This window comes from Alsobacter sp. KACC 23698 (genome assembly GCF_045348435.1).
Classification (GTDB): Bacteria; Pseudomonadota; Alphaproteobacteria; order Rhizobiales; family Beijerinckiaceae; genus Alsobacter.
Map to the genome: position 1 here is coordinate 3423897 of NZ_CP157484.1, position 23460 is coordinate 3447356.

At 67.2% G+C, this 23460-nt stretch carries 20 protein-coding genes; 10 read left to right on the forward strand and 10 right to left on the reverse strand.

Annotated features, from left to right (window positions below; genetic code table 11):
- Positions 1-257 precede the first annotated feature (257 nt).
- The 9 genes from ABEG18_RS16285 to flaF (ABEG18_RS16325) all read left to right on the forward strand — a co-directional run bounded on the left by ABEG18_RS16285 (position 258) and on the right by flaF (ABEG18_RS16325) (position 9855).
- Positions 258-1574, forward strand: a complete 1317-nt coding sequence (locus ABEG18_RS16285) for a hypothetical protein (protein WP_406854097.1) — start codon at positions 258-260, stop codon at positions 1572-1574.
- Between the two features lie 73 nt (positions 1575-1647).
- Positions 1648-2121 carry a flagellar biosynthesis regulator FlaF gene (locus ABEG18_RS16290; RefSeq protein WP_406854098.1) on the forward strand — a complete coding sequence of 158 codons (474 nt, stop codon included), beginning with the start codon at positions 1648-1650 and terminating at the stop codon, positions 2119-2121.
- A gap of 219 nt (positions 2122-2340) precedes the next feature.
- On the forward strand, positions 2341-3939 hold the full coding sequence (locus tag ABEG18_RS16295; protein ID WP_406854099.1) for a hypothetical protein: 1599 nt from the start codon (positions 2341-2343) through the stop codon (positions 3937-3939).
- A 68-nt stretch (positions 3940-4007) separates the two neighbouring features.
- Entirely contained in the window at positions 4008-4382 is a 375-nt protein-coding gene (flaF, locus tag ABEG18_RS16300) for a flagellar biosynthesis regulator FlaF (protein WP_406854100.1), read from the forward strand.
- A 241-nt stretch (positions 4383-4623) separates the two neighbouring features.
- Positions 4624-5916, forward strand: coding sequence for a flagellin (locus ABEG18_RS16305; protein ID WP_406854101.1), 1293 nt, complete (start codon positions 4624-4626; stop codon positions 5914-5916).
- 306 nt (positions 5917-6222) lie between these two features.
- Positions 6223-7527 (forward strand): flagellin, encoded by a 1305-nt coding sequence (locus tag ABEG18_RS16310; protein ID WP_406854102.1) that lies wholly within the window; start codon positions 6223-6225, stop codon positions 7525-7527.
- A gap of 205 nt (positions 7528-7732) precedes the next feature.
- Complete coding sequence (locus tag ABEG18_RS16315; protein ID WP_406854103.1) at positions 7733-9043, forward strand: flagellin; 1311 nt, start codon at positions 7733-7735, stop codon at positions 9041-9043.
- A gap of 61 nt (positions 9044-9104) precedes the next feature.
- Complete coding sequence (gene flbT, locus ABEG18_RS16320; protein WP_406854104.1) at positions 9105-9497, forward strand: flagellar biosynthesis repressor FlbT; 393 nt, start codon at positions 9105-9107, stop codon at positions 9495-9497.
- Complete coding sequence (gene flaF / locus ABEG18_RS16325) at positions 9481-9855, forward strand: flagellar biosynthesis regulator FlaF (RefSeq protein ID WP_406854105.1); 375 nt, start codon at positions 9481-9483, stop codon at positions 9853-9855. The genes flbT and flaF (ABEG18_RS16325) overlap by 17 nt, the downstream gene beginning before the upstream one ends.
- A 22-nt stretch (positions 9856-9877) precedes the next feature.
- Here flaF (ABEG18_RS16325) and ABEG18_RS16330 read toward each other — a convergent pair whose 3' ends face one another.
- The 9 genes from ABEG18_RS16330 to ABEG18_RS16370 form a co-directional block, all read right to left on the reverse strand.
- On the reverse strand, positions 9878-11593 hold the full coding sequence (locus ABEG18_RS16330; protein ID WP_406854106.1) for an IlvD/Edd family dehydratase: 1716 nt from the start codon (positions 11591-11593) through the stop codon (positions 9878-9880).
- Positions 11594-11600: 7 nt separating this feature from the next.
- Positions 11601-12245, reverse strand: coding sequence for an RraA family protein (locus ABEG18_RS16335; protein ID WP_406854107.1), 645 nt, complete (start codon positions 12243-12245; stop codon positions 11601-11603).
- A gap of 154 nt (positions 12246-12399) precedes the next feature.
- On the reverse strand, positions 12400-13824 hold the full coding sequence (locus tag ABEG18_RS16340) for a flagellin (protein WP_406854108.1): 1425 nt from the start codon (positions 13822-13824) through the stop codon (positions 12400-12402).
- A 13-nt stretch (positions 13825-13837) separates the two neighbouring features.
- Complete coding sequence (flgK, locus tag ABEG18_RS16345) at positions 13838-15679, reverse strand: flagellar hook-associated protein FlgK (RefSeq protein ID WP_406854109.1); 1842 nt, start codon at positions 15677-15679, stop codon at positions 13838-13840.
- Positions 15680-15703: 24 nt separating this feature from the next.
- Positions 15704-17080, reverse strand: a complete 1377-nt coding sequence (locus ABEG18_RS16350; RefSeq protein ID WP_406854110.1) for a flagellar hook protein FlgE — start codon at positions 17078-17080, stop codon at positions 15704-15706.
- Positions 17081-17344: 264 nt separating this feature from the next.
- Positions 17345-18679, reverse strand: a complete 1335-nt coding sequence (locus ABEG18_RS16355; protein ID WP_406854111.1) for a flagellar hook protein FlgE — start codon at positions 18677-18679, stop codon at positions 17345-17347.
- Between the two features lie 145 nt (positions 18680-18824).
- On the reverse strand, positions 18825-19877 hold the full coding sequence (locus ABEG18_RS16360; RefSeq protein ID WP_406854112.1) for a YcjF family protein: 1053 nt from the start codon (positions 19875-19877) through the stop codon (positions 18825-18827).
- Entirely contained in the window at positions 19874-21331 is a 1458-nt protein-coding gene (locus ABEG18_RS16365; protein WP_406854113.1) for a YcjX family protein, read from the reverse strand. The genes ABEG18_RS16360 and ABEG18_RS16365 overlap by 4 nt, the downstream gene beginning before the upstream one ends.
- 104 nt (positions 21332-21435) lie before the next feature.
- Positions 21436-21948, reverse strand: a complete 513-nt coding sequence (locus tag ABEG18_RS16370) for a SixA phosphatase family protein (protein ID WP_406854114.1) — start codon at positions 21946-21948, stop codon at positions 21436-21438.
- 142 nt (positions 21949-22090) lie between these two features.
- Between ABEG18_RS16370 and ABEG18_RS16375 the strand changes: the two genes are divergently transcribed.
- Entirely contained in the window at positions 22091-22504 is a 414-nt protein-coding gene (locus ABEG18_RS16375) for a DUF805 domain-containing protein (protein WP_406854115.1), read from the forward strand.
- A gap of 19 nt (positions 22505-22523) precedes the next feature.
- Here the strand turns inward: ABEG18_RS16375 and ABEG18_RS16380 are convergent, their stop codons facing one another.
- A complete protein-coding gene (locus ABEG18_RS16380; RefSeq protein ID WP_406854116.1) occupies positions 22524-23378 on the reverse strand; it encodes an AAA family ATPase in 855 nt (284 codons plus the stop codon).
- Between the last annotated feature and the right edge of the window lie 82 nt (positions 23379-23460).

A 23460-nucleotide genomic window follows, 5' to 3' on the forward strand; every position in this document is an offset into this window, starting at 1 on the left:
AAACGGTAAGCATCCGGGCCTTCGGCAGGAATGCGCCGCAGCCGCGACGCCGCAACCCTGTATTCACAAACGAGAGCATGACCCGTAGCGCATTTTTAACCTTACCGGTATCTGTTTTTACCATGTTGATTGTTGCAAAGTCTTGTTATTCATAACCGACGTAAACGATATTTCTTTGACAGGCGTTAGACCGCGGCGTGATCAATTCTTGGCAACAACCAGGACGGTTGTGCGAGTCCAAGAATTGGAAACCAACCATGCCCATCACTCTCTCCTCATCGATCACCCAGAGCCTGAAGGCGCTGTCTCAGATTCAGGACGACTCGAACCAGTCGACCCTGCGCATTTCGACCGGCAAGAAGATCAACTCGGCCATGGACGGCGCGGCGACCTACATGCTCGCCAAGACCATGGACGACCGCGCGAGCCTGCTGAACAAGGTCAATGACGGGATCAAGACGTCGATGGCCACGCTCAAGCTCGCCGAAACCTCTTGCGACACGATCGTCGACTATCTGACCAAAGCGCAGAAGGCCATGCAGGCGGCGAGCGCTACTTCGACCTCGGCCACCTCCGCACCGGTCTCCACTGCGTCGTTCAGCGCAACTGTGACTGGCGCCACCGCGCTCAACGCCGGAATGTTCGAGGACGGGGACGTCCTGAAGATCTCGGCGGGCGCCGGAACGACGCAGGTGTCGATGTCCATCAAGGTCGTCACGGCGTTCGGCGGCGCCTTGGGCGGCCAACTCGGCGACGGCAGCGATGGAAACCCGCTGGAGGTCAGGAACATCACCGACGTGATCAACACGATCAACGGATTCTCGGGATGGACAAGCGGCGCCCGTGTGACCGCATCGCTTTCGGGCGGCCGACTGCAAATGAATTCGAACCAGGACATGACCATCCAGCAAACGGCGAATGTCGGCACGGCCCAGAGCCTTGGCTCAATGCTGTCTGTTTCGGGCGTGAGCACTCCGACAGGCATCACGGGCACGCTGGGCGGCAACGTCGTGTCGTTCGCGGTTCCTTCGGCCACCAGCTCCGCAAACGCCCGCAAGACTGCAGCCGATCTGTTCCGCAATACGCTCGACTCGGTGTTCAACCTCGTGCAGGACGCGCAGATCAGCGGCGTCAACATGTTGAAGGGCGACAAGCTCAGCGTGGCCCTGAATGAATCCTACACGACCAAGTTCGACATCCAGTTCGGCGCTTCGGACCCCAATACTCTGGGCCTGAACTGGGACACCACGACGAAGAAGTCATCTTTGGCGTCGGGTGATTTCCAGAGCGATCCTGAGTTGGCCACCGCGATTACGAAGATCACCTCCGCGATCACGACGATAAAGGATAGGCAGACGCAAATTTCGGACCGCGCTTCGCTGCTCAACATGCGCGCGGACTACAACGCCTTCCTGCAGAAGTCGCTCGCCGAGGCCAGCGACGCCTTGACGGCGGCCGACATCGCCGAGGAAACCGCCAAGCGCAACCAGGCGGAGACTTCCGCCCAGTTCACGATCAACTCGATCACGTCGAGCCAGCGCATGGACCAGGCCCTCCTGTCGCTGCTGCGCTGAGCGCATCGTCCGGCGTTGATGCGGGGGCCTGCGCGGCCCCCGCCAGATCCCCTGCTGTTCCCAAGGACCCGTGATGTCGCCAGCCGCCCAGCCGTCCGCCGGACGCTTCGCCCCCGCTTGCCCGGTCGAGACCGAGATCGAGCTTGCGAACGTGTCAGCCGCCCAGGCCGCACGCCTCGCCTACGCGCAGCGCGCCTATGCGTCTGCGGTCGAACGCTCCCCTCGCCCCCGCTGTCTCGAGGCCGAGGCCCTGGTCCGCGCCGCGACGCGGCTCTACCACGTGCAGACCGGCCAGCCCGGCGCCGACCTCCACGCCGCGCTCGACTACAACAGCACGGTGTGGCGCGTGCTCGCCGCCGGCGCGAGCGAGGAGCCGGAGGACAGGCTGAGCGGCGCCCAGAAGCAGTGCCTCGCCAACCTCAAGCACGTGCTCGGACTGGCGGCGAACTACGCCCGCTCAGGCGGCGTCGCGGGTCTGACAACGCTGATCGACGCCGACAAATCCCTGGCCCAGGCGATGCGGGACGAGCGCGAAAAAAAGCACTGACGTGAAGATCGGCCATTTAATGCAAGTATATCGCCGCAAGGCATGTACACTTGAAGTTGCATTGACAAAAATTTCCACCAAACCGTGTAACTCGAATGGATGTTTATTGTAGGTCTCCTCAGATTGTTTACCAAAAATTCTGAGTTAACATTCACCGTAGCCTTCTGAAGCTCAGCTACTGCTGGGTGAAGCGTGCAAGCGCAAGAAGAGGGCAAAGCGATGGTCGCAATTTCAGCTCAGATGGCCAGCAGTCTGAACAACCTGCTGTCCCTAAATGATGACATCACCCGGACTCAAAGCCGGCTCTCGACTGGTAAGGCCATTGCGTCCGCGTCAGACAGCATCTCGGTCTTCTTCAAGGCCAAGAGCTTCACCGACAAGGGTGAGCAGCTCGACAACGTGAACAAGAACGTGTCGCAAGCAGTCGCCAACCTCGACATCGTCGACAAAGCGCTCTCGAACATGCAGGAGAACATCAAAGGCGCCCAGCAGCTCATGCGCGACGCCCGCGCCAAGGCCACGACGCCGTCCAATGCCGCGAACACTTTCCGAACCAACGGCACCTCGACGGGCACCTCCTACGCGGTCACGGCCGGCGCGCCCACCGCGACCCCGCCCGTCCCGGCGATTAGGGGCTCGATCGTCGACACCAGTGCTGCCTCGGACAACGGCGACAACAGCAGCATGTTTCAGGTGGGCGACATCATCCAGGTCAACGTGCTCGACACGAAAACCAACACCACGCTCACGCGTTACCTCAAGGCGGTCGCTCCTTCGATCGCCGGTCCGAACCAGACGAAAAACGGCGCCGGTTCGGGCGTCGCGGTCAGCCCGGCTGGCGCGCTGACCTACACGGCGGCTAACGATACGGCCATTGAGTTCAGCGACTTGGCGACGCTCGCCTCCGGGCTTACGACTGCGTTCGGCGTCGCGAACGCAAACTTCCAGTACAAGGAAACCACGTCGGCCGCCACCCCGCCCGTCACGACGGGCAAGATCGGTTTCAGCCTCGCTGGCCCCAACCTGTCCCTCACCTTCGGACAGGTCTTTGACGCCAACCTGTCGGCCACCACCGCCGCCACGACCAACGCGCTGGCTGATTTTGGCAGCATCTTCGGCAAGAATTTCGCCGCTAACGCCGGCCCGACGGCGCTCGGCGCTTCGCCGTCGATCGGCTCGGCGATCCAGTTTGGATCCGCCAACCCGGCGGCCAGCTATACCTACGCGTCCAGCGCCGGCCCCGGCAACGACCCCATCACGATCGAAGCGCGCAAGAACGCCTCTGACTTCTTCAAGCAGACCATGGTCGGCCTGGACGCCATGGTGAAGGACGCGTACCTCCCGGGCTTCGGGAATGTCCTCAGGGGCGACACCCTGAAAGTGGACCTGAACGAGACGGGTCTGCTGCAGCAACAGGTGAAGCTCGCAAGCGCCATCGATTTTACGCAAACATTCGGTACAGCGAATACGTGGGGCGTGGGGTTCAATGCAACAAACCAGACGACCGGCTTCACTGGCGATGACTTCCTGACCGACGGTCTGCTCGACAACGCGCTGACAGCCGTCTCGAAGATCTACACCGGCCTCAAGGCCGCCCAGGTGGTCTTGGCCGCGGCCAAGACCTCCATGTCGAGCCGCCTCGACTACAACAAGGTCATGGTCTCCTCGTTGACGACCACCGCCAACGAGATGACGGCGGCCGACACGGCGACGGAGGCGAGCAAGCTCGCAGCCCTGCAGAACCAGCAGAGCTTCGCGACGACGAACATGTCGATCACCAAGCAGGCGGAGCAAAGCCTGCTCCAGCTCCTGCGCTGACGCCGAAACGGGGGCGCGCGAAAGCGGCGCGCCCCCACCCCTGAGCAACGATCGATCCGGAACACTCCATGCACATCGCAGCCCAGGCCTATGGCCGCACCAGCAAGACCGGCCTTCCCACACGCGAACTCGAAGCGACCCTTCTGTCCCAGAGCGCGGCGCGCCTCGCGGCCGCCCGCGACAGGCGCGCAGACGACTTCGCCCTGGTGGTGGAGGCGCTCGAGGAGAACCGGAAGCTCTGGAGCCTCCTGGTGAGAGCATCCAGCGCGCCCGAGAGCGAGCTGCCCGACGCGCTGAAGCAGAACGTCGCGAAGCTCGGCGCCTTCATTTTTCAGAAGACCATCGATCTGATCGAGAACGCGGAGCCCGAGGGGTTCACCGCCCTCGCCGAGATCAACCGAAACATCGCCGCTGGCCTGCGTGGAATCCCGGCGGACGCCTGATCCCTCGTCTCGCGCCACCCCAAGCCCGCAGCTCGCCAGAGCCGCGGGCTTTTTCGTTTGGGCTTCACACGCTCTTCACCATACCGGCGGTTCTGACTGCGCGTTGCGCCCACAACCCCCACAATCGCAAACACAACCATTCCGAGTAATCACTCCTTCAGACCTACACGTCTAGGTTGTCCCCTGTCGCGAGTATCGCGGCCCGGCAGAAGGCCGGTTCTAACCAGAAGGGTGACACATCATGGCCGTAGCCATCTCGACCGGCGTTCGCAACGCCCTCGCCTCCCTGCAGTCCGTGCAGTCCCAGTCCCAGGTCGCCCAGCAGCACCTGGCCACGGGCAGGAAGGTGAATTCGGCGGTCGACAACGCCGTCAACTTCTTCACCGCCGCCGGACTGAGCGATCGCTCCAGCCAGCTTTCGGGCCTGCTGGACGGCATGTCCAACGCGGTGCAAACCATCCAGGCCGCCTCCAAGGGCATCGACGGCATCACCAAGCTGGTGCAGTCGGCGCAGTCCACGATCAAGCAGGCGCAGGCTGACGCTCTCGCGAGCCGTCCGACCAAGTCCGGCTCGGTCGGCCTGTCGAGCACGGCCGAGGCCGCCCTCACGGGCAAGAGCGTCAAGGATACGACCCTCGACAAGCTCGTCGAAGGCTCCGTCGCCACCGCCACCGCCTCCAGCGTCGGCTCGGTCGGCGTGGCGGCCAGCAGCGACGTGGTCATCACGGCGGGTTCGACCACCTACAAGTTCGCGACGACCAGCACCATGACGGTGCGCGACCTCGTGAACAACATCAACAACTCCGGGGTCGCGACCGCTTCGATCGACGACAATGGCAAGTTCACGCTCACGGGTTCGGGCTCCAGCACGCTGAAGTTCAGCGTCGGCACGGCCGCGTCCACGGACGGCGCGTCCAACACCAAGCTGAACGGACCCTCGGGCTCGGGCTTCGCCGGCGCCGCCGACTATACGACCGGGTTCGCCACCACGGCGACCTCGACCACCCGTTCGAACCTGATCCAGCAGTTCAACGACCTGCGCACGCAGATCGACCAGCTGTCCAAGGATTCGGGCTTCAACGGTTCGAACCTGCTCGACGGCAACAAGCTGTCGATCGTGTTCAATGAGAAGACCGGCTCCAACCAGAACAAGCTCGACGTGCAGGGTCAGACCATCACGTCCGCCAATCTGGGCATCGGGACGGCGGCGAATGGCGGGTCGGGCACGGCCGGCGCGACCAACTTCCAGGACGACACGGAACTCGCCAACGCCGGCCAGGCGCTGACGAACGCCCTCACGTCGCTGCGGTCGTTCTCGTCGACGCTGGGCTCCAGCCTGTCGATCGTCCAGACCCGTCAGGACTTCACCAAGTCCATGATCGACACCCTGAGCACCGGCGCGGACAACCTCGTCAACGCCGACCAGAACCAGGAAGCCGCCACCCTCCTCGCGTTGCAGACCCGCCAGCAGCTCTCGCAGACCTCGCTGTCGCTCTCCAACCAGGCGGACCAGGGCATCCTGCGCCTGTTCTGATCCAGAACGGATCGTCTCGACGTCTTCAGGCGGGGCCAAAAGCCCCGCCTTTTTCGTGCTCTGCGCCAAGGCGCTCGAGCGCCGCCGAAACCCGTCCCGCGCGCCCGCAGGCCGTTCACGCGATGCGTGAGCGGCATTAAGCTATCGTTCACCATAAACGTGAGGGACACCACTGAAGGTTGCTATACAAATGATTTCAATCAAGCATTTAAGCACCGCTTCATAATTTCGACCCTACCGTGTGGACATCCGGATGAACAACCGGATCAGCGCAATGCTGCTCTCCACACCAGAAGGGTTCCTGTCATGGCCACCGCAATCAGCTCCGGCGTTCGCAACGCCCTCAACTCGCTCACGTCCGTCGGCGACGCCGCCCAGGCCGCCCAGCAGCATCTCGCCACGGGCCGCAAGGTGAACACCGCGACGGACAACGCCGTCAACTACTTCACCAACATCTCGCTCAACTCGCGCGCCGACCAGTTCACAGGCCTGCTCGACGGCATGTCCAACGCCGTGCAGACCATCAACTCCGCCTCCAAGGGCATCGACAGCATCACCACGCTGATCAAGTCGGCCCAGTCGACGGTCAAGCAGATGCAGGCCGAAGCGACCGCCAATCGCCCGACCAAGACCGGCACGGCTCTGACGACCGCAGCGGAATCGGCGCTCACCGGCAAGAGCATCAAGGACACCACGCTCGACAAGCTGATCGGCGGCGCGTCGGCCGTCACCGCCACCGCCTCCGTGGCCGGTAACCTCGGCGCCGGCGCCGGCGTCGCCACCGCGCTGACCATCGTGTCGGGTTCGTCGACCTACACGTCGAACGCGCTCAGCAGCACGACGTCGACGGTCCGCGACTTCATCAACGAGATCAACAAGTCGGGCCTCGCCACGGCGTCCATCAACGACAGCGGCCAGTTGGTCGTCAACGGCGTCGGCTCCAACACGGTCCAGATCGGCTACGGCCAGGCCGCCACCAACGCGGCCGCGCTGACGGCCGCCCAGGCCGGCACGGGCAACACCGCGTTCGGCCTGGCGACCACGGACTACACCACCGGTGTTTCGGCCTCGGGCGGAAATTCCGCGGTGCGCTCGAACCTCATCCAGCAGTTCAACGACCTGCGCACGCAGATCGACAATCTCGGCGAGGACGCGGGCTACAACGGCACCAACCTGCTCGCCGGCAACAAGCTCTCGGTGACCTTCAACGAAAAGACCGGCTCCGACCTGAACAAGCTCGACGTCCAGGGCCAGACCATCACGTCCAGCAACCTGGGCTTGCTCACGGCCGGCACGACGACCACGGCCACCACCTTCAACGTCCAGAACGACACCGACCTCAGCACGGTGTCGGACGCGCTGACCACCGCGCTCGCGTCGCTGAAGTCGACCGCCTCCAGCCTGGGCTCCAGCCTGTCGATCGTCCAGGCCCGCCAGGACTTCAGCAAGAGCCTGATCAGCAACCTGCAGACCGGCGCCGACAGCCTCGTCAACGCCGACCAGAACCAGGAGGCCGCGACCCTTCTGGCGCTGCAGACGCGCCAGCAGCTCAGCCAGACGGCTCTCTCGCTGTCGAATCAGGCGGCGCAGGGCGTCCTGCGGCTCTTCTAAGGCCTCGAAAGCCTCTCATCTGCGCTCGGAAGGCGGGGGTCTCCACCCTCGCCTTTCGTCTTTTTGGCGGCGCCGTCACGCAATTGCGCCATGGGGTTGCATTTCTACAGTTTGGTTAACCTTTGGTTAGGGTTAACAACCAATGATTGCGTCGATCGGCGGGCCACAACCACCCGCTCCGTCAGAATGAAACGGATCGACGCCCATGGCCAATACCGTCCTGTCTCAGGGAGTTCGCAACAATCTTCTGGCGCTGCAAGACGTGGCGGCCCAGTCCACCGCCGTCCAGCAAAGGCTGGCGACGGGCAAGAAGGTGAACTCGGCCGTCGACAACGCGGTCAACTACTTCACCAATCTCGGCCTGAACGACCGGGCGAGCCAGCTCTCCAGCCTGCTCGACGGCATGTCCAACTCGGTGCAGACCATCCAGGCCGCCTCCAAGGGCATCGACTCGATCACCAAGCTGATCCAGTCGGCCCAGTCCACCATCAAGCAGGCCCAGGCGGACGCGCTGGCGAACCGGCCGACCAAGTCGGGAACCGCCCTGGCGACCGCCGCGGAAGTCACCGCCACGGGATCGAGCCTCAAGGACGTGACGCTCAACAAGGTGCTGGGCGGCGCCGCGGCCGCGGCCGCGACTTCCAGCTCGGCCGGCGCGGTCGGCATCGGCACGGGCGCCTCGGTGGCGCTGACGCTGACCTCCGGCACGACGACCTACACGTCCTACGCGCTGAACAGCACCACCTCGACGGTGCGCGACCTCGTCGCCGAGATCAACAAGTCCGGCATCGCCAGCGCCAGCGTCGACGATAACGGCAAGCTGGTCATCACCGGCTCCGGCTCCAACACGCTGCAGATCGGCGTCGGCCAGGGCGCCAGCAACGCGGCCGCCCTCACGGCCGCGCAGGCCGGCGGCGCCAACGTGGCGCTGGGCTTCTTGGCGGCCGACGCCACCACCGGCGTCGCCTCCGCGGGCGGCACCTCGGCGGTGCGCGCCAACCTGATCCAGCAGTTCAACGACCTGCGCACCCAGATCGACCAGCTCGCCAAGGACGCCGGCTACAACGGCACCAACCTGCTCGACGGCGACAAGCTCTCGATCATCTTCAACGAGAAGACCGGGTCGAACCAGAACAAGCTCGACGTCCAGGGCACGACCATGACGGCGGCCAATCTGGGAATCCTGCAGGCCGGCACGACCACCTCGGCCACGACCTTCAACATCCAGAACGACGTGGACCTGACGACCGCCTCGGACTCGCTGACGACGGCGCTGGCCTCGCTGCGGTCCACCGCGTCGAACCTCGGCTCCAATCTGGCGGTCGCACAGACCCGGCAGGACTTCACCCGTAACATGGTGACCACGCTGCAGACCGGCGCGGACTACCTGGTCAACGCCGATCAGAACGCCGAGGCCGCCAACCTGCTGGCTTTGCAGACGCGCCAGCAGCTGTCGCAGACGGCGCTCTCGCTCTCCAACCAGGCGGACCAGGGCGTGCTGCGCCTGTTCGGCTGATCGACAAACGACGCGGGGGCCGCCGCCGGGGCGGCCCGATCAAGGGTCCAGGAGGGACAGCATGGCTCTGAAAGTCGAACTCAAGCCGAACGAGCGGATCATCATCGGCAACGTGGTGCTGCGCAACGCCGACTCCCGCATTCGGTTCTTCATCGAGGGCCACGCCCCCATCCTGCGCGAAAAGGACATCCTCACGGCCGAGACCGCCGACACGCCCGCCAAGAAGATCTACTTGGCCGTGCAGCTCATGTACCTCGACCAGGACACCAGCCGCTACCACGACGCCTATTTCCAGCTCGTGAGGGACTTCCTCGGCGCCGCGCCCAGCGCTCTACCTCTGGTGGCGGAAATCAATAACCTAATCTTAAGTAGCGATATCTACAAAGCTTTGAAGGCTTCGAAGAAGCTCATCGATTACGAGGCGGAGTTGCTGGAACATGCATTACGCGGCTAATGCGTACGCCAAGACCCAAACCGCTTCGCTTGCGCCCCGTGATCTCGAAGCCGGCCTTCTCCTGAAGGCGGCGTCCCGGCTCCAGGCCCTCACGGAGGACTGGGAGGCCCGCAAGGGGGACGCCGACGCGGCCCTGACCTACAACCGCAAGCTCTGGACCATCCTGGCCACCTCGGCCACGGACGAGCAGAACCCGCTTCCGTCGGCGCTGAAGCAGAACATCGCCAACCTGGCCTTCTTCGTGTTCCGGCGCAGCATCGACGTGATGATCGCCCCCGCTCCCGAGAAGCTCGCTCCGCTCATCTCGATCAACCGCGAGATCGCGGCCGGCCTGCGCGTGCAGTCGCAGGCGGCCTGACGCCCACCCTCTCCTCCCCGGGTCAGTGGCTCTCGCGCGGGACGTCGTGTCCGCGCCGCCCGACGAGAAAATCCAGGTCCGCGCCTCGGTCCGCCTGCATCACCCGCTCGACATAGAGGCTCTGGTAGCCGCCCGTCATGGCCGGCGCGGGCGCGCGCCAGGCGCCCAGGCGCGCCGCGATCTCCTCGTCCGGGACGTCGAGATGCAGCCGCCGCGCCTCCACGTCGAGCTCGATCATGTCGCCGTCGCGCACCAGCGCGATCGGGCCGCCCACGGCCGCCTCCGGCGCGGCGTGGAGCACCACCGTGCCGAAGGCGGTGCCGCTCATGCGCGCGTCGGAGAGGCGCACCATGTCGCGCACGCCGCGCTCCAGCAGCTTGCGCGGGAGCGCCATGTTGCCGACCTCGGCCATGCCGGGATAGCCCTTCGGCCCGCAATTCTGCAGCACCATCACGCAGCTCTCGTCGATGTCGAGCGCCGGGTCGTCGACCCGCGCCTTGTAGTCCTCGATGGAGGCGAACACGACCGCCCTGCCCCGGTGCCGCATCAGCTCGGGGGACGCGGCGGACGGCTTCAGGATGGCGCCGTTGGGCGCGAGGTTGCCGCGCAGCACCGCGACGCCGCCATGCGCGACGAGCGCCTGGCCGCGCGGCCGGATCACCTGCGGGGCGTGGTTCACCGCGCCGCTGATGTTCTCCCTCACGCTCCGGCCCGTCACCGTGAGGGCGTCCAGATCGAGCAGGTCGGCGATCTCCGCCATCGTGGCCGGTAGCCCGCCCGCGTAGCAGAAGTCCTCCATCAGGTAGCGCCCTGACGGCATCAGGTCGACGATGGTGGGCGCGTCATGGCCGTAGCGGTCCCAGTCCTCGAGGGTGAGGTCCACCCCGATGCGGCCCGCGATCGCCAGCAGGTGGATCACCGCGTTGGTCGAGCCCCCGATGGCGGCGTTCACCCGGATGGCGTTGGCGAAGGCCTCCCGGGTGAGGATCTGCGACATGCGCAGGTCGTCGTGGACCATGGCGACGATGCGCCTGCCGGTCAGCCTGGCGAGCCGCGCGCGGTGCGCGTCGACGGCCGGATAGGCGGCGTTGCCCGGCAGCGCCATGCCGAGCGCCTCGGCCATGCAGGCCATGGTGGAGGCCGTGCCCATCGTCATGCAGTGCCCGGGCGAGCGGGACATGGCGTTCTCGGCGGCCATGAAGTCGTCCCGGCTCATCACGCCGGCGCGCACGTCCTCGGAGAAGCGCCACACGTCGGTGCCGGAGCCGATGTCGGCGCCCCGGAACTTGCCGTTCAGCATCGGCCCGCCCGAGACCAGGATGGTCGGCAGGTCGCAGCTGGCCGCGCCCATCAGCAGCGACGGCGTGGTCTTGTCGCAGCCCGCCATGAGGACGACGCCGTCCATCGGGTTGCCCCGGATCGATTCCTCCACGTCCATGGACGCCAGGTTGCGAAACAGCATCGCGGTGGGCCGCAGGTTCGATTCCCCGCAGGAGAAGACCGGGAATTCCAGCGGCAGCCCGCCCGCCTCCAGCACGCCGGCCTTGATGTGCTCCGCGAGGCCCCGGAAATGGGCGTTGCAGGGCGTCAGCTCGGAGAAGGTGTTGCAGATCCCGATGACCGGGCGCCCGTCAAAGACGTCGTTCGGCAGCCCGTTGTTCTTCATCCAGCTGCGATGGATGAAGCTGTCCTTGGAATCGCCCCCGAACCAGGCCTGGGATCTGAGCTTGCGGGACATGGCCGGGTCAGAAGACGCGGTATTTCAGATAGGCCTCCTGCGGATCGACGCCCGCCCGGATGGCCTTCACCATTTCGCCTTCCGTCGCCATCTTGGTCTCGGCGGCCGCCACCACCGCCTCGGCGGCGGAGCCCTCGATGAGGATCACGCCGTCGCGGTCGGCCAGCACCATGTCGTCGGGCTGGACCAGGTGTCCGCCGATCGCCACCGGCTCGCCGAACGCCTCCGCCCGCCAGGCGCAGACGATGTCGATGGGGGTGGCGTAGCGCGCGAAGACCGGGAAGCGCTGGTCGACGATCGCCTGGATGTCGCGGCAGCCGCCGTCGACGATGTAGCCGCGCACGCCCTTGATCTTGAGCGCCTCGGCCGAGAGCCCGCCGAACAGCGCCCGAACGTCGTCCTGGGGCTGGCACACGACGACATGCCCCGCCGGCGACTTCGACAGAAGGCCGGACCACTCGAACAGGGATGTATGCTTGTCGAGCGACGGATCGGGCCGACCGCGGACGGTGAACACCGGTCCGGCGACCTTCATCCACGGCTCCAGCCCCAGGATGGTGCGCGGCAGGACGCGGATGGACAGGCCCATGTCCTTCATCACGTCATGAACGACCGAGCTGTGACAGGCTTCCAGGCGATCAGCCAGAGACACGTCCGCATCCTCCCTTGAGCGTTCTTCTCCGTCGCCGACCGGCGGCGCGGGCTGCAGGAAGGTCTAGCAAAGGACGGCGGCCATGCCCATGCCGCGCGGGCGCGCCAGGCACGCAGGGGACCCGCGCCGCCCGCATGCCGCCCCGAGCGGCGCGTCAGCCAAGATAGTTGACCAGCGACATCTTGGCCATCGTGGACGTCATCTGGTAGCTCGCCTGCAGCTGCGTCTGCAGCGTCATGAGCTGCGCGGCCACCGCCTCGGGGTTTGCGTCCTCCACGCCCGAGAGGACGTTCTCCAGTTGCGCCTTGGTGTCGGTCTGGCGCTGCTGGGCGTTCTTCAGCGTCACGGCCGCAAGGCCGATGTCCACATGCGCGGACTGGATCGTGTAGGCCTTGCCGGGGGCCGGGCTCGTCGGCGTGACCGGCCGCTTGATCTGGTCGGAGACGCGCGAGGTCAGCGCCGCGTAGCGGTCCTTGTCGGTGGCCGTCGCGGTCGAGAAGCTCTCGGCCGCCAGGACGCCCAGCTGCGCCAGCAGGTTCTGGAACGCCGGCTCGGACGCCTCCATCCCGATCCCGACCGTCTGGTCGTCGTCGATGCGCGACGACGCCGACGCCCGGGGCGTCGCGCTGGTGTCGCCGCCGTACCAGTTGGCCGTGTTGGCCACATAGTCCTTGGCGCCCGCGACCGAGGACGCGGCCGAGAACTCGCTGGAGGACGTGAGCGCCGTGAGCGCGCTGGTCGCCGCCCCGACGAAGCTCGTCGCCGTGGCGGCGGGGGTCGCCCCGATGGCGAAGGACAGCTCGTCGGCGGGAGCGCCCGGCGAGGGCACGGTAGTCCGCGCCACCAGGGTGAGCGTCTTGGAGGCGCCGTCGGGCATCGTCAGGTTGACCTGGAAGGTCTGGCCGTCGCTCGGCGTGGTGGTGAAGTCGAAGGTCTGGGTGGCCGGCATGCCGAGCCCGTAGGTCACCGCGGGCGGGACCGCCGCGGCCGGAGGCGCGATCGTCGCCGTCGAACCGGCGGCCGTGAGCGTGAGCCTGCCCAGATTGGCCGGCGCGCCCGCGTCGTTCGCCTTGCGCAGCGCGATGGCCGAGCGGACGCCGGAGATCATCGCGTCGGCGTCCACCGTGACGGCGGACTTGTCGGCGCTGCGTCCCGCGAACAACGCCCGGCCCGCGCTGTCCTGGTTGAGGAGGTCGATCACCTCCTGCAGATTGCCCTTCGCGATCTTTTGCTGAAGCGTCTGGCCGTTGGAGTCGAGCTCATAAGCCGACGGGGTCAACGACGCCGCCATGTCGGTCCCGATCTTCTCCATGCGGGTGAGGGTCAGCTCGAGGGCCTTCGTGCGGATGGTGGTGTCGGTGATGGAGGCCGAATAGGCGTCGATGGTGGACAGCTTCTGGCGCACGTCCAGGCTCCTGGCGCGCCCGGCGCCGAGATCGGCGTAGTTGTCGGCGATCTTGCCGGTGGAGATCTGCGCCTGCAGCTGGGCGAGCTGCTGCTTCATGCTCACCAGCCTCGACGCGCCGTGGCGTGACAGGGTGGCGTCGATCGAGGATCCGCCTGGGAATGAAATGCTCATGGGGGCGTCCTGGTCACATCCGCATCAGGAGATCCATCATCTCCTTCACGGCGCTCATGATGCGGGCGTTGGCCGAATAGGCGTTCTGGATCTGCACCAGATTGGCCAGTTCCTGGTCGACGCTGACGCCGGTGGTCTGGGCGTAGCGGCTCTCGATCGACGTCTGGACGACCTGCTGGCCCTCGTCGAGCCTCTGGGCCGAGGCCGCGTTCGCGCCCTGCGCGTCCACGATCCGCTTGACGTAGTCCGTGACCGTGCCGGCGAAGGGCGCGGAGGCGGTTCCGACGCCGCCGGCCGCCGAAAAGGTCGTCGTGGCCTTGGTGAGGGCGTCGATGAGGAATTTCGGACGGGTGTCGTCGCCGGCCGGCGTGGTCGACGAATACGCCACCAGGTCCTTGGGCGCGAGAGCCGCGTTGACGCCGATGCGGCTGGCGAAGCCGACCTTCTGCGACGTCCCGTCGAAGGAACCGGTGTAGAGGGTGCCGCCGCGCGCCGCGTCGACGAAGAGCGGCAACTCGCTCCCGGCCGGCGTGCCAATGGGCGACGCGACGGTGATCTTGGCCGACATCCCGGTCACGGCCGTCGTGGGGACGGCGGCGTCGATGCGCAGCACCGCTCCGGAGTTCGAGGCCGTGAACTTGCCTGGCCCGAAGGCGGCGTCGAGCCCGGCCTGGACGGAGGCCAGCGCGCCCGCCGGTCCGGTGGCGAAGGAAGCCCCGATCTCGATGTCGTTGGGGTCCGGCGTCGCGCCGGCCGGCAAGGTCCCGCTGGTCAGCGACACGATCGAGACCCGCTTGGCGACGCCGCCCACGGTGACGTCGAGCGTGATCACGTTGCCGGGCCTGATCCCGGTCGTGTCGAGGTCGAACCCGGTCGCCCCCGCCGCCACGCCCGCCTGGGTGCGGTCGGACAGCGAGCTGGCGAGCGACGCCGCCAGGGTGTCGAGCTGATTTTGTGCGTCCACGAGCGTGCTGTCGCGCATCTCGACGAGCCCGGCGAGCTCGCCCGAGCGGATCAGCTTCTGACCGATCACGTCGATGCTCCGCCCGGAGGCGTCCGTCATGGTGATCGTGCCGACCATGCGCTTGGTCGGATCGGTGTCATAGAGGCTGTTCGGCCCGATGGTGCGCTGGTCGAAGCTGAAGGTCGCCGGCGCCCCGGCGTCATAGAGCCTCAGCCCTCCGGTGGTGGCGAGCGAGACCGAGCCGTTCTGGCCTTCGGTGACCTTGACGTCGATGAGGCTGGAGAGCTCGGTGATCTTGGCGTCGCGCAGGTCCAGCACCGCCGGATCCGTCCCCCGGGTCGACAGCACGCGCATGTCGGCGTCGCTGATCTCCTTCAGGAGCGAGTTGACCCGGCCCACGTCGGTCGCGATCGCCGACTCCGCGTCCTGGCGCAGCGCCTGGACGCCGTCGGAGGCCTTGTTGATGCTGTGAGCGAGATCCCCGGCCGCGTTGAGCACGCTGGAGCGCGCGACGGCGTTCGACGGATCGGTCTGGAGCGCCTGGAGGGAGCTCGTGAACTTGCTCATCATGGTGTCGAGCGCGGTCGAGGAGCCCGGCGCGCCGAACAGGCGCGAGAGCTCTGTCGTCATGCTGGACTTGACGCCCGTGTAGCCGGACCCGCTCGTCTCCGTGCGCAGCTCCTTCTGGAGGATGCTGTCGAACAGGCGGATGATGCCCTCGATCCGCACCCCGCCGGAGCCCGAGCCGTTATCCGTCTCGACCGCGACGACGCTGCGGCGCGAATAGCCCGCCGTGCCCGCATTGGAGACGTTGCTGGAAATCACCTCCATGGCGGACTGCGTCGCGCGCAGGCCGCTGAGGGAGTTTCCAAGGGCGCCGGAGAGGCTCATGAGATCACCCGATCCTCACGGGGTTCACCGGATGATGTTGATGGCGTCCTGCAGCATCTGCTGGGACGTCGTCACCACCCGGGTGTTCGCCGAATAGGCCTGCTGCGTGATGATCATCTTGGAGAACTCCTCCGCGATGTCGGTGTTGGACGATTCCAGCTGGGCGCCGAGAATGGACCCGCCGTTCAGCCCGTAGAGCGGCTGGCCGGACTCCAGGGTCTCCTCGAAGGTCGAGCCGTCCTTGCGCTTCAGCGCGTTCGGCGCGTTGAAACGCGCCACTTCGAGCTGCGCCAAGGCCTGGGTCTGGCCGTTCGAGTAGCTGGCTACGATGCGCCCGTCGCTCTCGATGTTGATCCCGTCGAACTTGCCGGCCGGGTAGCCGTCCTGGCGCACCGAGGAGCTCTTCACCTGCCCGCTGACGTCCGAGAACTGGGTGAGGCCGGACGACACGTCGAACTTGATCGGGTTCGTGCCGTCGATCTTCAGGTTCGTCATGTCCATCGACCCGCTGGTCGGCTTGGTCAGCTTGCCGGCGGAGTCGAATTCGAACGCGGTGGCGGCCGTGTTGCTGTCGCTGAACCACATGGTGTCCGTCGCGGCCGTCGCCGCGCTCGGGTCATAGGCGGGGTTGGAGTAGTACATCGCCCATTGGTCCGGGGCCGCCGGGGTCGTCGTGCCGTTGGCGAGCTTGCCCCAGCGGATCTGGACGGTGACGGGCGCGCCCTGGCCGTCATAGAGGGTGACGTTCCCGCCCGAGACGGTGTTGCGCTCGAAGGCGGCGTCGTTGGCCCCCGTCACGGTGGCGGTGGCCGAGGCGGCGGGCAGCAGCTCGCTGTCCGCGACGGTCGGGTCGTAGGCCGCCGTCACCGGCATCGCCGGCAGGTTGACCTTGTAGTCGATCTGCTTGGAGATCACGGCCGGGACGTAGCCGCCGTTGAACTGCAGGACGCCCGGGCTGCCCGTGAGCGCGCCGGTGGTCGGGTCCAGATTGGTGCCGACCATGTAGCGGCCCGCGCCATTGACCAGAAAGCCGTTCTTGTCGAGCGAGAAGTCGCCGCGGCGGGTGTAGAGATCGCGCTGCGAGAAGATCGGCAGGCCGGCCTGGGTGTCGGCGCGGTCGCGCACCACGAAGAACCCGGCGCCGTTGAGGGCCACGTTGGTGGACACCGCCGTGTTCGTGTAATTGCCCGCGACGGTGTTGGTCCCGCGCGACGAGGCGATCACCGAGCCGCCGACCTGCTGGCTCAGCGGGTAGTCCGGCACGAGATCCTGGAAGCTGGTGTCGACGCGCTTGTAGCCAGTCGTCTGGGAGTTCGCGATATTGTCGGAGATATTCTCGAGCGCAAAGGATTGCGCCCTCAACCCCGTGACCGCATTGGTCATCGCGCCGAAAATACTCATGGAAACCCGCCTCTCGATGGCCCGCCGGACCCTCGGTCGCGGCGTATGGACATCGAGACGGCACGCAACGCGTGTGCCACGCACTGCTACACGTAAAAACAGCGACTTAGACGGTTTACAACTGATGATTTCAATTCCAGATGAGCGACAACCGTAGGGAGACGCGGCAAATCCTGCCGGGCCCACGCCCGCCCCATCCCTGCTGGCGAGCGCCGCGAGGAGGGGTCGAGAAGGCGTGGGACGGGGGCGGGTCATGGCGGCCGGTCAGCGGATGATGTTGACGGTGTCTTGCATCATCTGCTGGACGGTCGTGATGATCTTGGTGTTGGCCGAGTAGGCCTGCTGGGTGATGATCATCTTGGAGAACTCCTCCGAGATGTCGGTGTTGGACCCCTCCAGCTGACCTCCCATCACGGATCCGCCGTTCAGGCCGCCCAGGGGCGTGCCCGCCTCCAGCGTCGTCGAGAAGGTCGATCCATCCTCCCGCTTCAAGGAGTTCGGCGCGTTGAAATGGGCGAACGCCACCTGCGCCAGCGGCGACGTGACGCCGTTGGAGTAGCTCGCCACGATGCGCCCGTCGGACATCACCGAGACGTTGTTGACGGTGCCGGCGGCGTATCCGTCCTGCTTCAGCACGCGGACATTGACGCCGCCGCCGCTGCTGGTGTCGTTGAACTGGGTCAGGCCCTTGCTGAAATCGAGGTTCAGCGCCGTCGTTCCGACCGTCAGGCCGGTCAGGGTGGTCGAGCCGCCCGTCGGCGCGGTCAGCTTGCCCAGGCTGTCGAAGGTGAAGGGGGTGGGCGTGGCGCCGCCCGCCGCGATCCACTTGTTCGGGCTCGTCGCCGCGTCATAGATGGGGTTCTGGTAGTAGAGGTTCCAGGTGTTCGCGGCCGTCTTGGCCCACCGCATCTCGACCGTCGTAGGCGTGCCGACGCCATCGTAATAGGTCAAGGTGCCGCCCGTGGACGTCTGTTTCATGAAGTTTGGCTCGAGCGCCGCGGTGACGGCCGACGCGCCGGTGTAGAGATCGCTCCCGGGCACGCTGGGATCGTAATTCGCCGTTTTCGGGACCGACGGCAGGTTGGCCATGTACTGCACGGTCGTGCTGGCGCGCGCCGGCACCACGCCGGCCGTCAGTTGGATCGGCTGCTGCGCTCCCACCGCTGCGCCCGTGATCGGATCGAGCGCGTTGCCGTAGAGATAGCGGCCCGCGCCGTTGACGAGGTAGCCGTCCTTGTCGAGCGTGAAGTCGCCACGCCGGGTGTAGAGATCGTTCGACGAGAAGACGGGCTGTCCGTCCAACGTGCCGACAGACTTGCGGACGACGAAGAACGAGTCGCCGATGATCCCCATGTTGGTGGAGATGCCGGACGACATGAAATTGCCGGTGACCGTGTTGGTGCCGCGGGCGAAGGCCATCACCGAGCCGCCGACCTGCTGCTCCAGCGGATAGTCCGGGACCATATCCTTGAAGCTCGTATCCACGCGCTTGTAGCCGACCGTCTGGGAGTTCGCGACGTTGTCGGAGATGTTCTCGAGCGCATAGGACTGCGCGCGGAGACCCGAGACCGAGGTGGTCATGGCGCCGAAGAGACTCATGGCAACGAACCTTCTGGTTGAACGCGACATTCTGTCGTGCAACCCGCGTCGCAACCGGCGTGCCAGTTCTTTGCCTTTTGATAATCAACAAATTATTGGATTCAGACGCTTTCAACCCGGCAACGGCTGAGCGCCGCAGCCTGCGTCATCCGGCAGTTTTTGCCGGGGTTCCGCGGTCGAACAGGAAGCCGGCCACCTCCCGGATGGTGGGCGCGGACCTGTCCGAGAAGGGCAGCGGCCGGCACACCGCGATGGCCGAGAGCCCGACCCGGGCAGTGAGGAGCCCGTTCAGCACCCCCTCGCCGAGCTTGGCGGAGAGGCGCGCGGCCACGCCATGGCCGAGCACCTGCTGGACGAGGCTGTCTCCCATCGCCATCCCGCCCGTGACGGCGAGGTGGCCCGCCACCGCCCTGACGAGCCGGATGGAGCCGAGGAAGCCTGGCCGTCCGCCATAGATCTCCGACACGCGCCGGATCAGCCGCAGCGCCTGCGCGGCGACGAACAGCACGTCCAGCAGCGCCTTGGGCGAAATCGTGGTGACGATCGAGACGCGCCGCGCCGCCGCGGCGACGGCGGCGCGCGCCTCGACGTCCAGCGGCGCCAGGAGCTCGCGCTCGGCGAGCCGGACGAGATCCGCCCCGTCGATGATGTCCTGCGCGGTCTCCTCCAGGCGCGCCCGTCCGCGCGCGGTCTCGGGCCGGGAGGCGTAGAGCGAGGCGAGCGACGCCAGGATGGCGCGCCCTTCCCGGGCGTCGTCGGAGGCCAGCGCCGCCTCGGCCCGGGCCTTCAGCTTGCCGATCGCCCGCCCGCGCCAGATTGAGCCCAGCTCCCGCGCCGCCAGGGCCAGGAGGGCGACGCCGGCCAGCGCCGCAAGGCCCAGCGCCACGGCGCCCAGGGTCGGGCTGCTCGCCAGGAGGTCGGCGACGAAGCGCTCGACGGCCACGCTGAGCCAGAGCAGCAGGAGCCCGCCCGCCGCCGAGGCGAACACGCCGCCCCAGCCGAAAAGCCGCTTGCCGAGGCCCAGCTCCGCCTCATGCTCCTCGATCGCTTCCTCGACCACCGCCTCCTCGAAGACCGCCTGGTCGTCGGTGTCCTGGATGGCGACGGCCCGCTCGGCCATGGCCTCGTCCGCCCGGGGCAGCGGACCCAGCCGGACATTCGGGTCGTCGAGACGGAACGCGCGCGGGGTCTTGCTCATGTCAGGCGGTCGCCGAGGAGGAATTCGAGGGCCCGGTCCAGGCGGATATGGGGCAGCGCCGCCGCCCGGCCGTCCGGCCCGGTGGTCGCCGCAGGCGGCCGGAAGCGCACGAAGCGAAGCCCGTAGTCAGCCTGGCCGGCGCTCGCCAGGGCGGCCGCGGGATCCTGCGGCAGCTCGCCGGGAAACACCGCCGCCTCCGTCTCGCCGTCGAAGCTCTCGCCGCCGATCACCTCGCCGGCGAGCGGCTTGCCCACGATGGCGGAGAGCTCCTCGCGGCCCTGGCGCACCTGCGCCTCCCGGGTGGCCCGGATGGAGGCGAGCGCGGCGACGTCGACCCGCGCGCCCAGGCCCTCGGCCCGGCGCCGCGCCCGGTCCACCAGGAGCGCCAGCACGGCCTCCAGCCGGTCATGGCTGGAATGATGCAGGTGGTCGGCCTTGGTGGCGGCGAAGAGCACGCGGTCGATCCGCGGGCTCAGCAGCGCCGACAGCAGCGTGTTGCGCCCGGTCCGGAACGACAGCAGCACGTCGTCCAGCGCGCGCTCCAGGTCGGACACCGCCGAGGGGCCGGCGTTGAGCGCCGCCATCGCGTCGACCAGCACGATCTGCCGGTCCAGCCGGGCGAAGTGATCCCGGAAGAAGGGGCGCACCACATGCGACCTGTAGGCTTCGTAGCGGCGCTCCATGGTGGCGGCGAGAGAGCCCGAGGGCGGCGCGCCGTCCGCCGGCAAGTCGAGCGGCGCGAAGGTCAGGGCGGGCGAGCCGGCGAGGTCGCCCGGCATCAGGAACCGCCCCGGCGGCAGCGCCGAGAAGGACAGCGGCTCGACGCGGGCGGCGGCGAGCGCCTCCTTGAACAGGTCGGAGATGCGGCGCGCCGCGCCCTCGTCGGCGGGACGGAACGGATCGAGCCCGCCCGCCGCCTCCAGGAAGGCCGCAGACACGGGCGCGCGGGCTCCTTCCCGGCAGGCCGCGATGGTCTCGCGGGACCACTCGGCGTAGCTCTTGGAGAGCAGCGACAGGTCGAGCAGCCACTCGCCCGGATAGTCCACGATGTCGACCGTCAGCGTGCGCGGGCCGGAGAGCCAGCTCGTCGCGCTCTCATATTCGACGACAAGGCGAAGCTCGGCGATGCGGCTGGTCGATTCCGGCCAGCGCCGGTCCGGTCCCGACAGCGCCGCCAGGTGATCCTCATAGGCGAAGCGCGGCACGGCGTCGTCGGGCTGGTGCTCGAGCGTGACCTTGCGGATGCGCCCCTGCGCATGGGCCCGGAACACCGGCAGCCTCGCTCCGCGCAGGAGCGCATGCACCAGCGCGGTGATGAACACGGTCTTGCCGGACCGCGACAGGCCCGTCACGCCGAGCCGGACCGTCGGGCGCGCCAGTCCGCCGAGGCTGTCGGCGAGCGACTGCGCCGCGATGCGGGCCTCGAAGGCGAAATCGGACAGGGATGGAGGCACTGGGCGGGCGGAGTCCAGGGAGGGGCGACCGCTTATGTGGGGCCGTCGCAGCCCGATGTCGAGCCGGCGCCGCCCTGGAACGGGAGCGTCCGGCTCGTCACGGCCTAATCTCCCGCCGACCCGGGCGTGACGAAGCGGTCGAGCCGACCCTTGCCGAAATCCACGTCGCCCCAGCCGTCGACCGGGAAGTCCAGCACGGCCAGGGCCGAGGTGGGGAAGCCGCCGCGCATGCGCGAGAAGGCGTAGCGGTCGCCATGCCCGACCAGCCGCCGCGCGAACTCCGCCATGCCGGGATTGTGGCCCACGATGACGACCGTGCGCGCCTTGGGATCGGCGGCCCGCGCCACCGCGAGCAGATCCTCCGGCGAGGCCTCGTAGATGCGGTCGTCATGGACGACCGGCGTCTCGCCCACGGCTTCGGCCGCCTTTTGCCAGGTCTGGCGCGTGCGCAGCGAAGGCGACACCAGCGCCAGATCCGGCAGCAGGTGTTCCTCGGCCAGATAACGTCCGGCCTTCTCGGCGTCGCCGAAGCCGCGCTCGGACAGGGCCCGCTCGAAATCCGGCGCCGCGTGATGCGGCACGGCCTTGGCGTGGCGGAAGATGATCAGGCGTCGCATGGCGCGTCCAACGTTTCGGAGGCGGGAGTCTAGCACGGCCCTTCGGGCGTTCAGCCAGGGCATTGTGGAACAGCTTGCCGCAGCCTCCGCAGGGCGCTAGCGTGTTCCCGTTTTGATCCTAGCTTTCCTTCATGGATTTCAGATGGCCTTTGCTTCCATCCTGTCCGCAAGGCTGCAGCGCTCGACATTTTGCGTCGGCGTCTTCGCCGTGCTGGGCGCCGGAACGCTCACGCTCGCCCTGTTCCTCGTCGCGACAGGCGATTTGGGCGGCTGCACGGAGCCGGCGCGCTCCACCTCGTGGGCGATCAGCGTCGTCCTGCTCCTTGCCGTGACGGCTGTGGCGATCCTGGCCGCAGGACGCCTGCGGGACATCGGGGTCCGGGGCCGGGCCGCCCTCTTTCCCGCCGCCCTCCTGGCGGCGGCGAGCCTCCTGGACAGCGGCGTCCTGGCAGGTTTGGCGTTTGGCCTGACCGGGGCCGGCCTGGCGTTGCTGGGACTGACGCCGGGCTCGCCCGGCGTGAACGCGCATGGGCCGGCGCCGCCCAAGATCTGGTGATCCGGGCGGCATTCGTCCCTCAGGCGCCCGAGCGCCCCTCCCGCCTGGCCATGAAGGCGATCCGCTCGAACAGGTGCACGTCCTGCTCGTTCTTCAGCAGCGCGCCGTGCAGCGGCGGGATGAGCTTCTTGGGATCGCGCTCCAGCAGCGTCTCGGGCCCGATGTCTTCCGACAGCAGCAGCTTCAGCCAGTCCAGCAACTCGGACGTGGACGGCTTCTTCTTAATGCCGGGCACGTCCCGCACCTCGAAGAACACCTTGAGGGCCTCGGCCACGAGCCGCTTCTTGATGTCGGGGAAATGCACGTCGACGATGCGCTCCATCGTCTCGACGTCCGGGAACTTGATGTAGTGGAAGAAGCACCGGCGCAGGAACGCGTCGGGCAGCTCCTTCTCGTTGTTGGAGGTGATCACCACGATGGGGCGCTTCTCGGCCCGGATGGTCTCACCCGTCTCGTAGACGTGGAACTCCATGCGGTCGAGTTCCAGCAGCAGGTCGTTGGGGAACTCGATGTCGGCCTTGTCGATCTCGTCGATCAGCAGCACCGGCCGCTGGTCGCTCTCGAAGGCCTCCCAGAGCTTGCCCTTGCGGATGTAGTTGCGGATGTCCGAAACGCGCGGATCGCCGAGCTGGCTGTCGCGCAGGCGCGACACGGCGTCGTACTCGTAGAGCCCCTGGTGCGCCTTGGTGGTGGATTTCACGTGCCAGGTGATCATCGGCGCGCCCACCGCCTTGGCGATCTCCTCGGCCAGAACGGTCTTGCCGGTGCCGGGCTCGCCCTTCACCAGCAGCGGCCGCTGCAGCGTGATGGCGGCGTTCACCGCGACCTTGAGATCCTCGGTGGCGACGTAGTGCTCGGTGCCGGAAAAGCGCATGCGGGGTCCGCTCGGTGGTTCTGGGGTCCGCCGGGCGGACGCGTCGAGGCGAACTTAGCGCATTTCGCTGCGGCGTCATCCC

Coding starts and splice junctions, on each gene's coding strand:
- ABEG18_RS16355 (WP_406854111.1), bottom strand. CDS start 18,679: ATGAGTCTCTTCGGCGCCATGACCACCTCGGTCTCGGGTCTCCGCGCG.
- ABEG18_RS16310 (WP_406854102.1), top strand. CDS start 6,223: ATGGCCACCGCAATCAGCTCCGGCGTTCGCAACGCCCTCAACTCGCTC.
- ABEG18_RS16285 (WP_406854097.1), top strand. CDS start 258: ATGCCCATCACTCTCTCCTCATCGATCACCCAGAGCCTGAAGGCGCTG.
- flaF (WP_406854105.1), top strand. CDS start 9,481: ATGCATTACGCGGCTAATGCGTACGCCAAGACCCAAACCGCTTCGCTT.
- ABEG18_RS16370 (WP_406854114.1), bottom strand. CDS start 21,948: ATGCGACGCCTGATCATCTTCCGCCACGCCAAGGCCGTGCCGCATCAC.
- ABEG18_RS16360 (WP_406854112.1), bottom strand. CDS start 19,877: ATGAGCAAGACCCCGCGCGCGTTCCGTCTCGACGACCCGAATGTCCGG.
- ABEG18_RS16330 (WP_406854106.1), bottom strand. CDS start 11,593: ATGTCCCGCAAGCTCAGATCCCAGGCCTGGTTCGGGGGCGATTCCAAG.
- ABEG18_RS16305 (WP_406854101.1), top strand. CDS start 4,624: ATGGCCGTAGCCATCTCGACCGGCGTTCGCAACGCCCTCGCCTCCCTG.
- ABEG18_RS16295 (WP_406854099.1), top strand. CDS start 2,341: ATGGTCGCAATTTCAGCTCAGATGGCCAGCAGTCTGAACAACCTGCTG.
- ABEG18_RS16350 (WP_406854110.1), bottom strand. CDS start 17,080: ATGAGTATTTTCGGCGCGATGACCAATGCGGTCACGGGGTTGAGGGCG.
- ABEG18_RS16375 (WP_406854115.1), top strand. CDS start 22,091: ATGGCCTTTGCTTCCATCCTGTCCGCAAGGCTGCAGCGCTCGACATTT.
- flaF (WP_406854100.1), top strand. CDS start 4,008: ATGCACATCGCAGCCCAGGCCTATGGCCGCACCAGCAAGACCGGCCTT.
- ABEG18_RS16315 (WP_406854103.1), top strand. CDS start 7,733: ATGGCCAATACCGTCCTGTCTCAGGGAGTTCGCAACAATCTTCTGGCG.
- flgK (WP_406854109.1), bottom strand. CDS start 15,679: ATGAGCCTCTCCGGCGCCCTTGGAAACTCCCTCAGCGGCCTGCGCGCG.
- ABEG18_RS16290 (WP_406854098.1), top strand. CDS start 1,648: ATGTCGCCAGCCGCCCAGCCGTCCGCCGGACGCTTCGCCCCCGCTTGC.
- ABEG18_RS16380 (WP_406854116.1), bottom strand. CDS start 23,378: ATGCGCTTTTCCGGCACCGAGCACTACGTCGCCACCGAGGATCTCAAG.
- ABEG18_RS16340 (WP_406854108.1), bottom strand. CDS start 13,824: ATGAGCATTTCATTCCCAGGCGGATCCTCGATCGACGCCACCCTGTCA.
- flbT (WP_406854104.1), top strand. CDS start 9,105: ATGGCTCTGAAAGTCGAACTCAAGCCGAACGAGCGGATCATCATCGGC.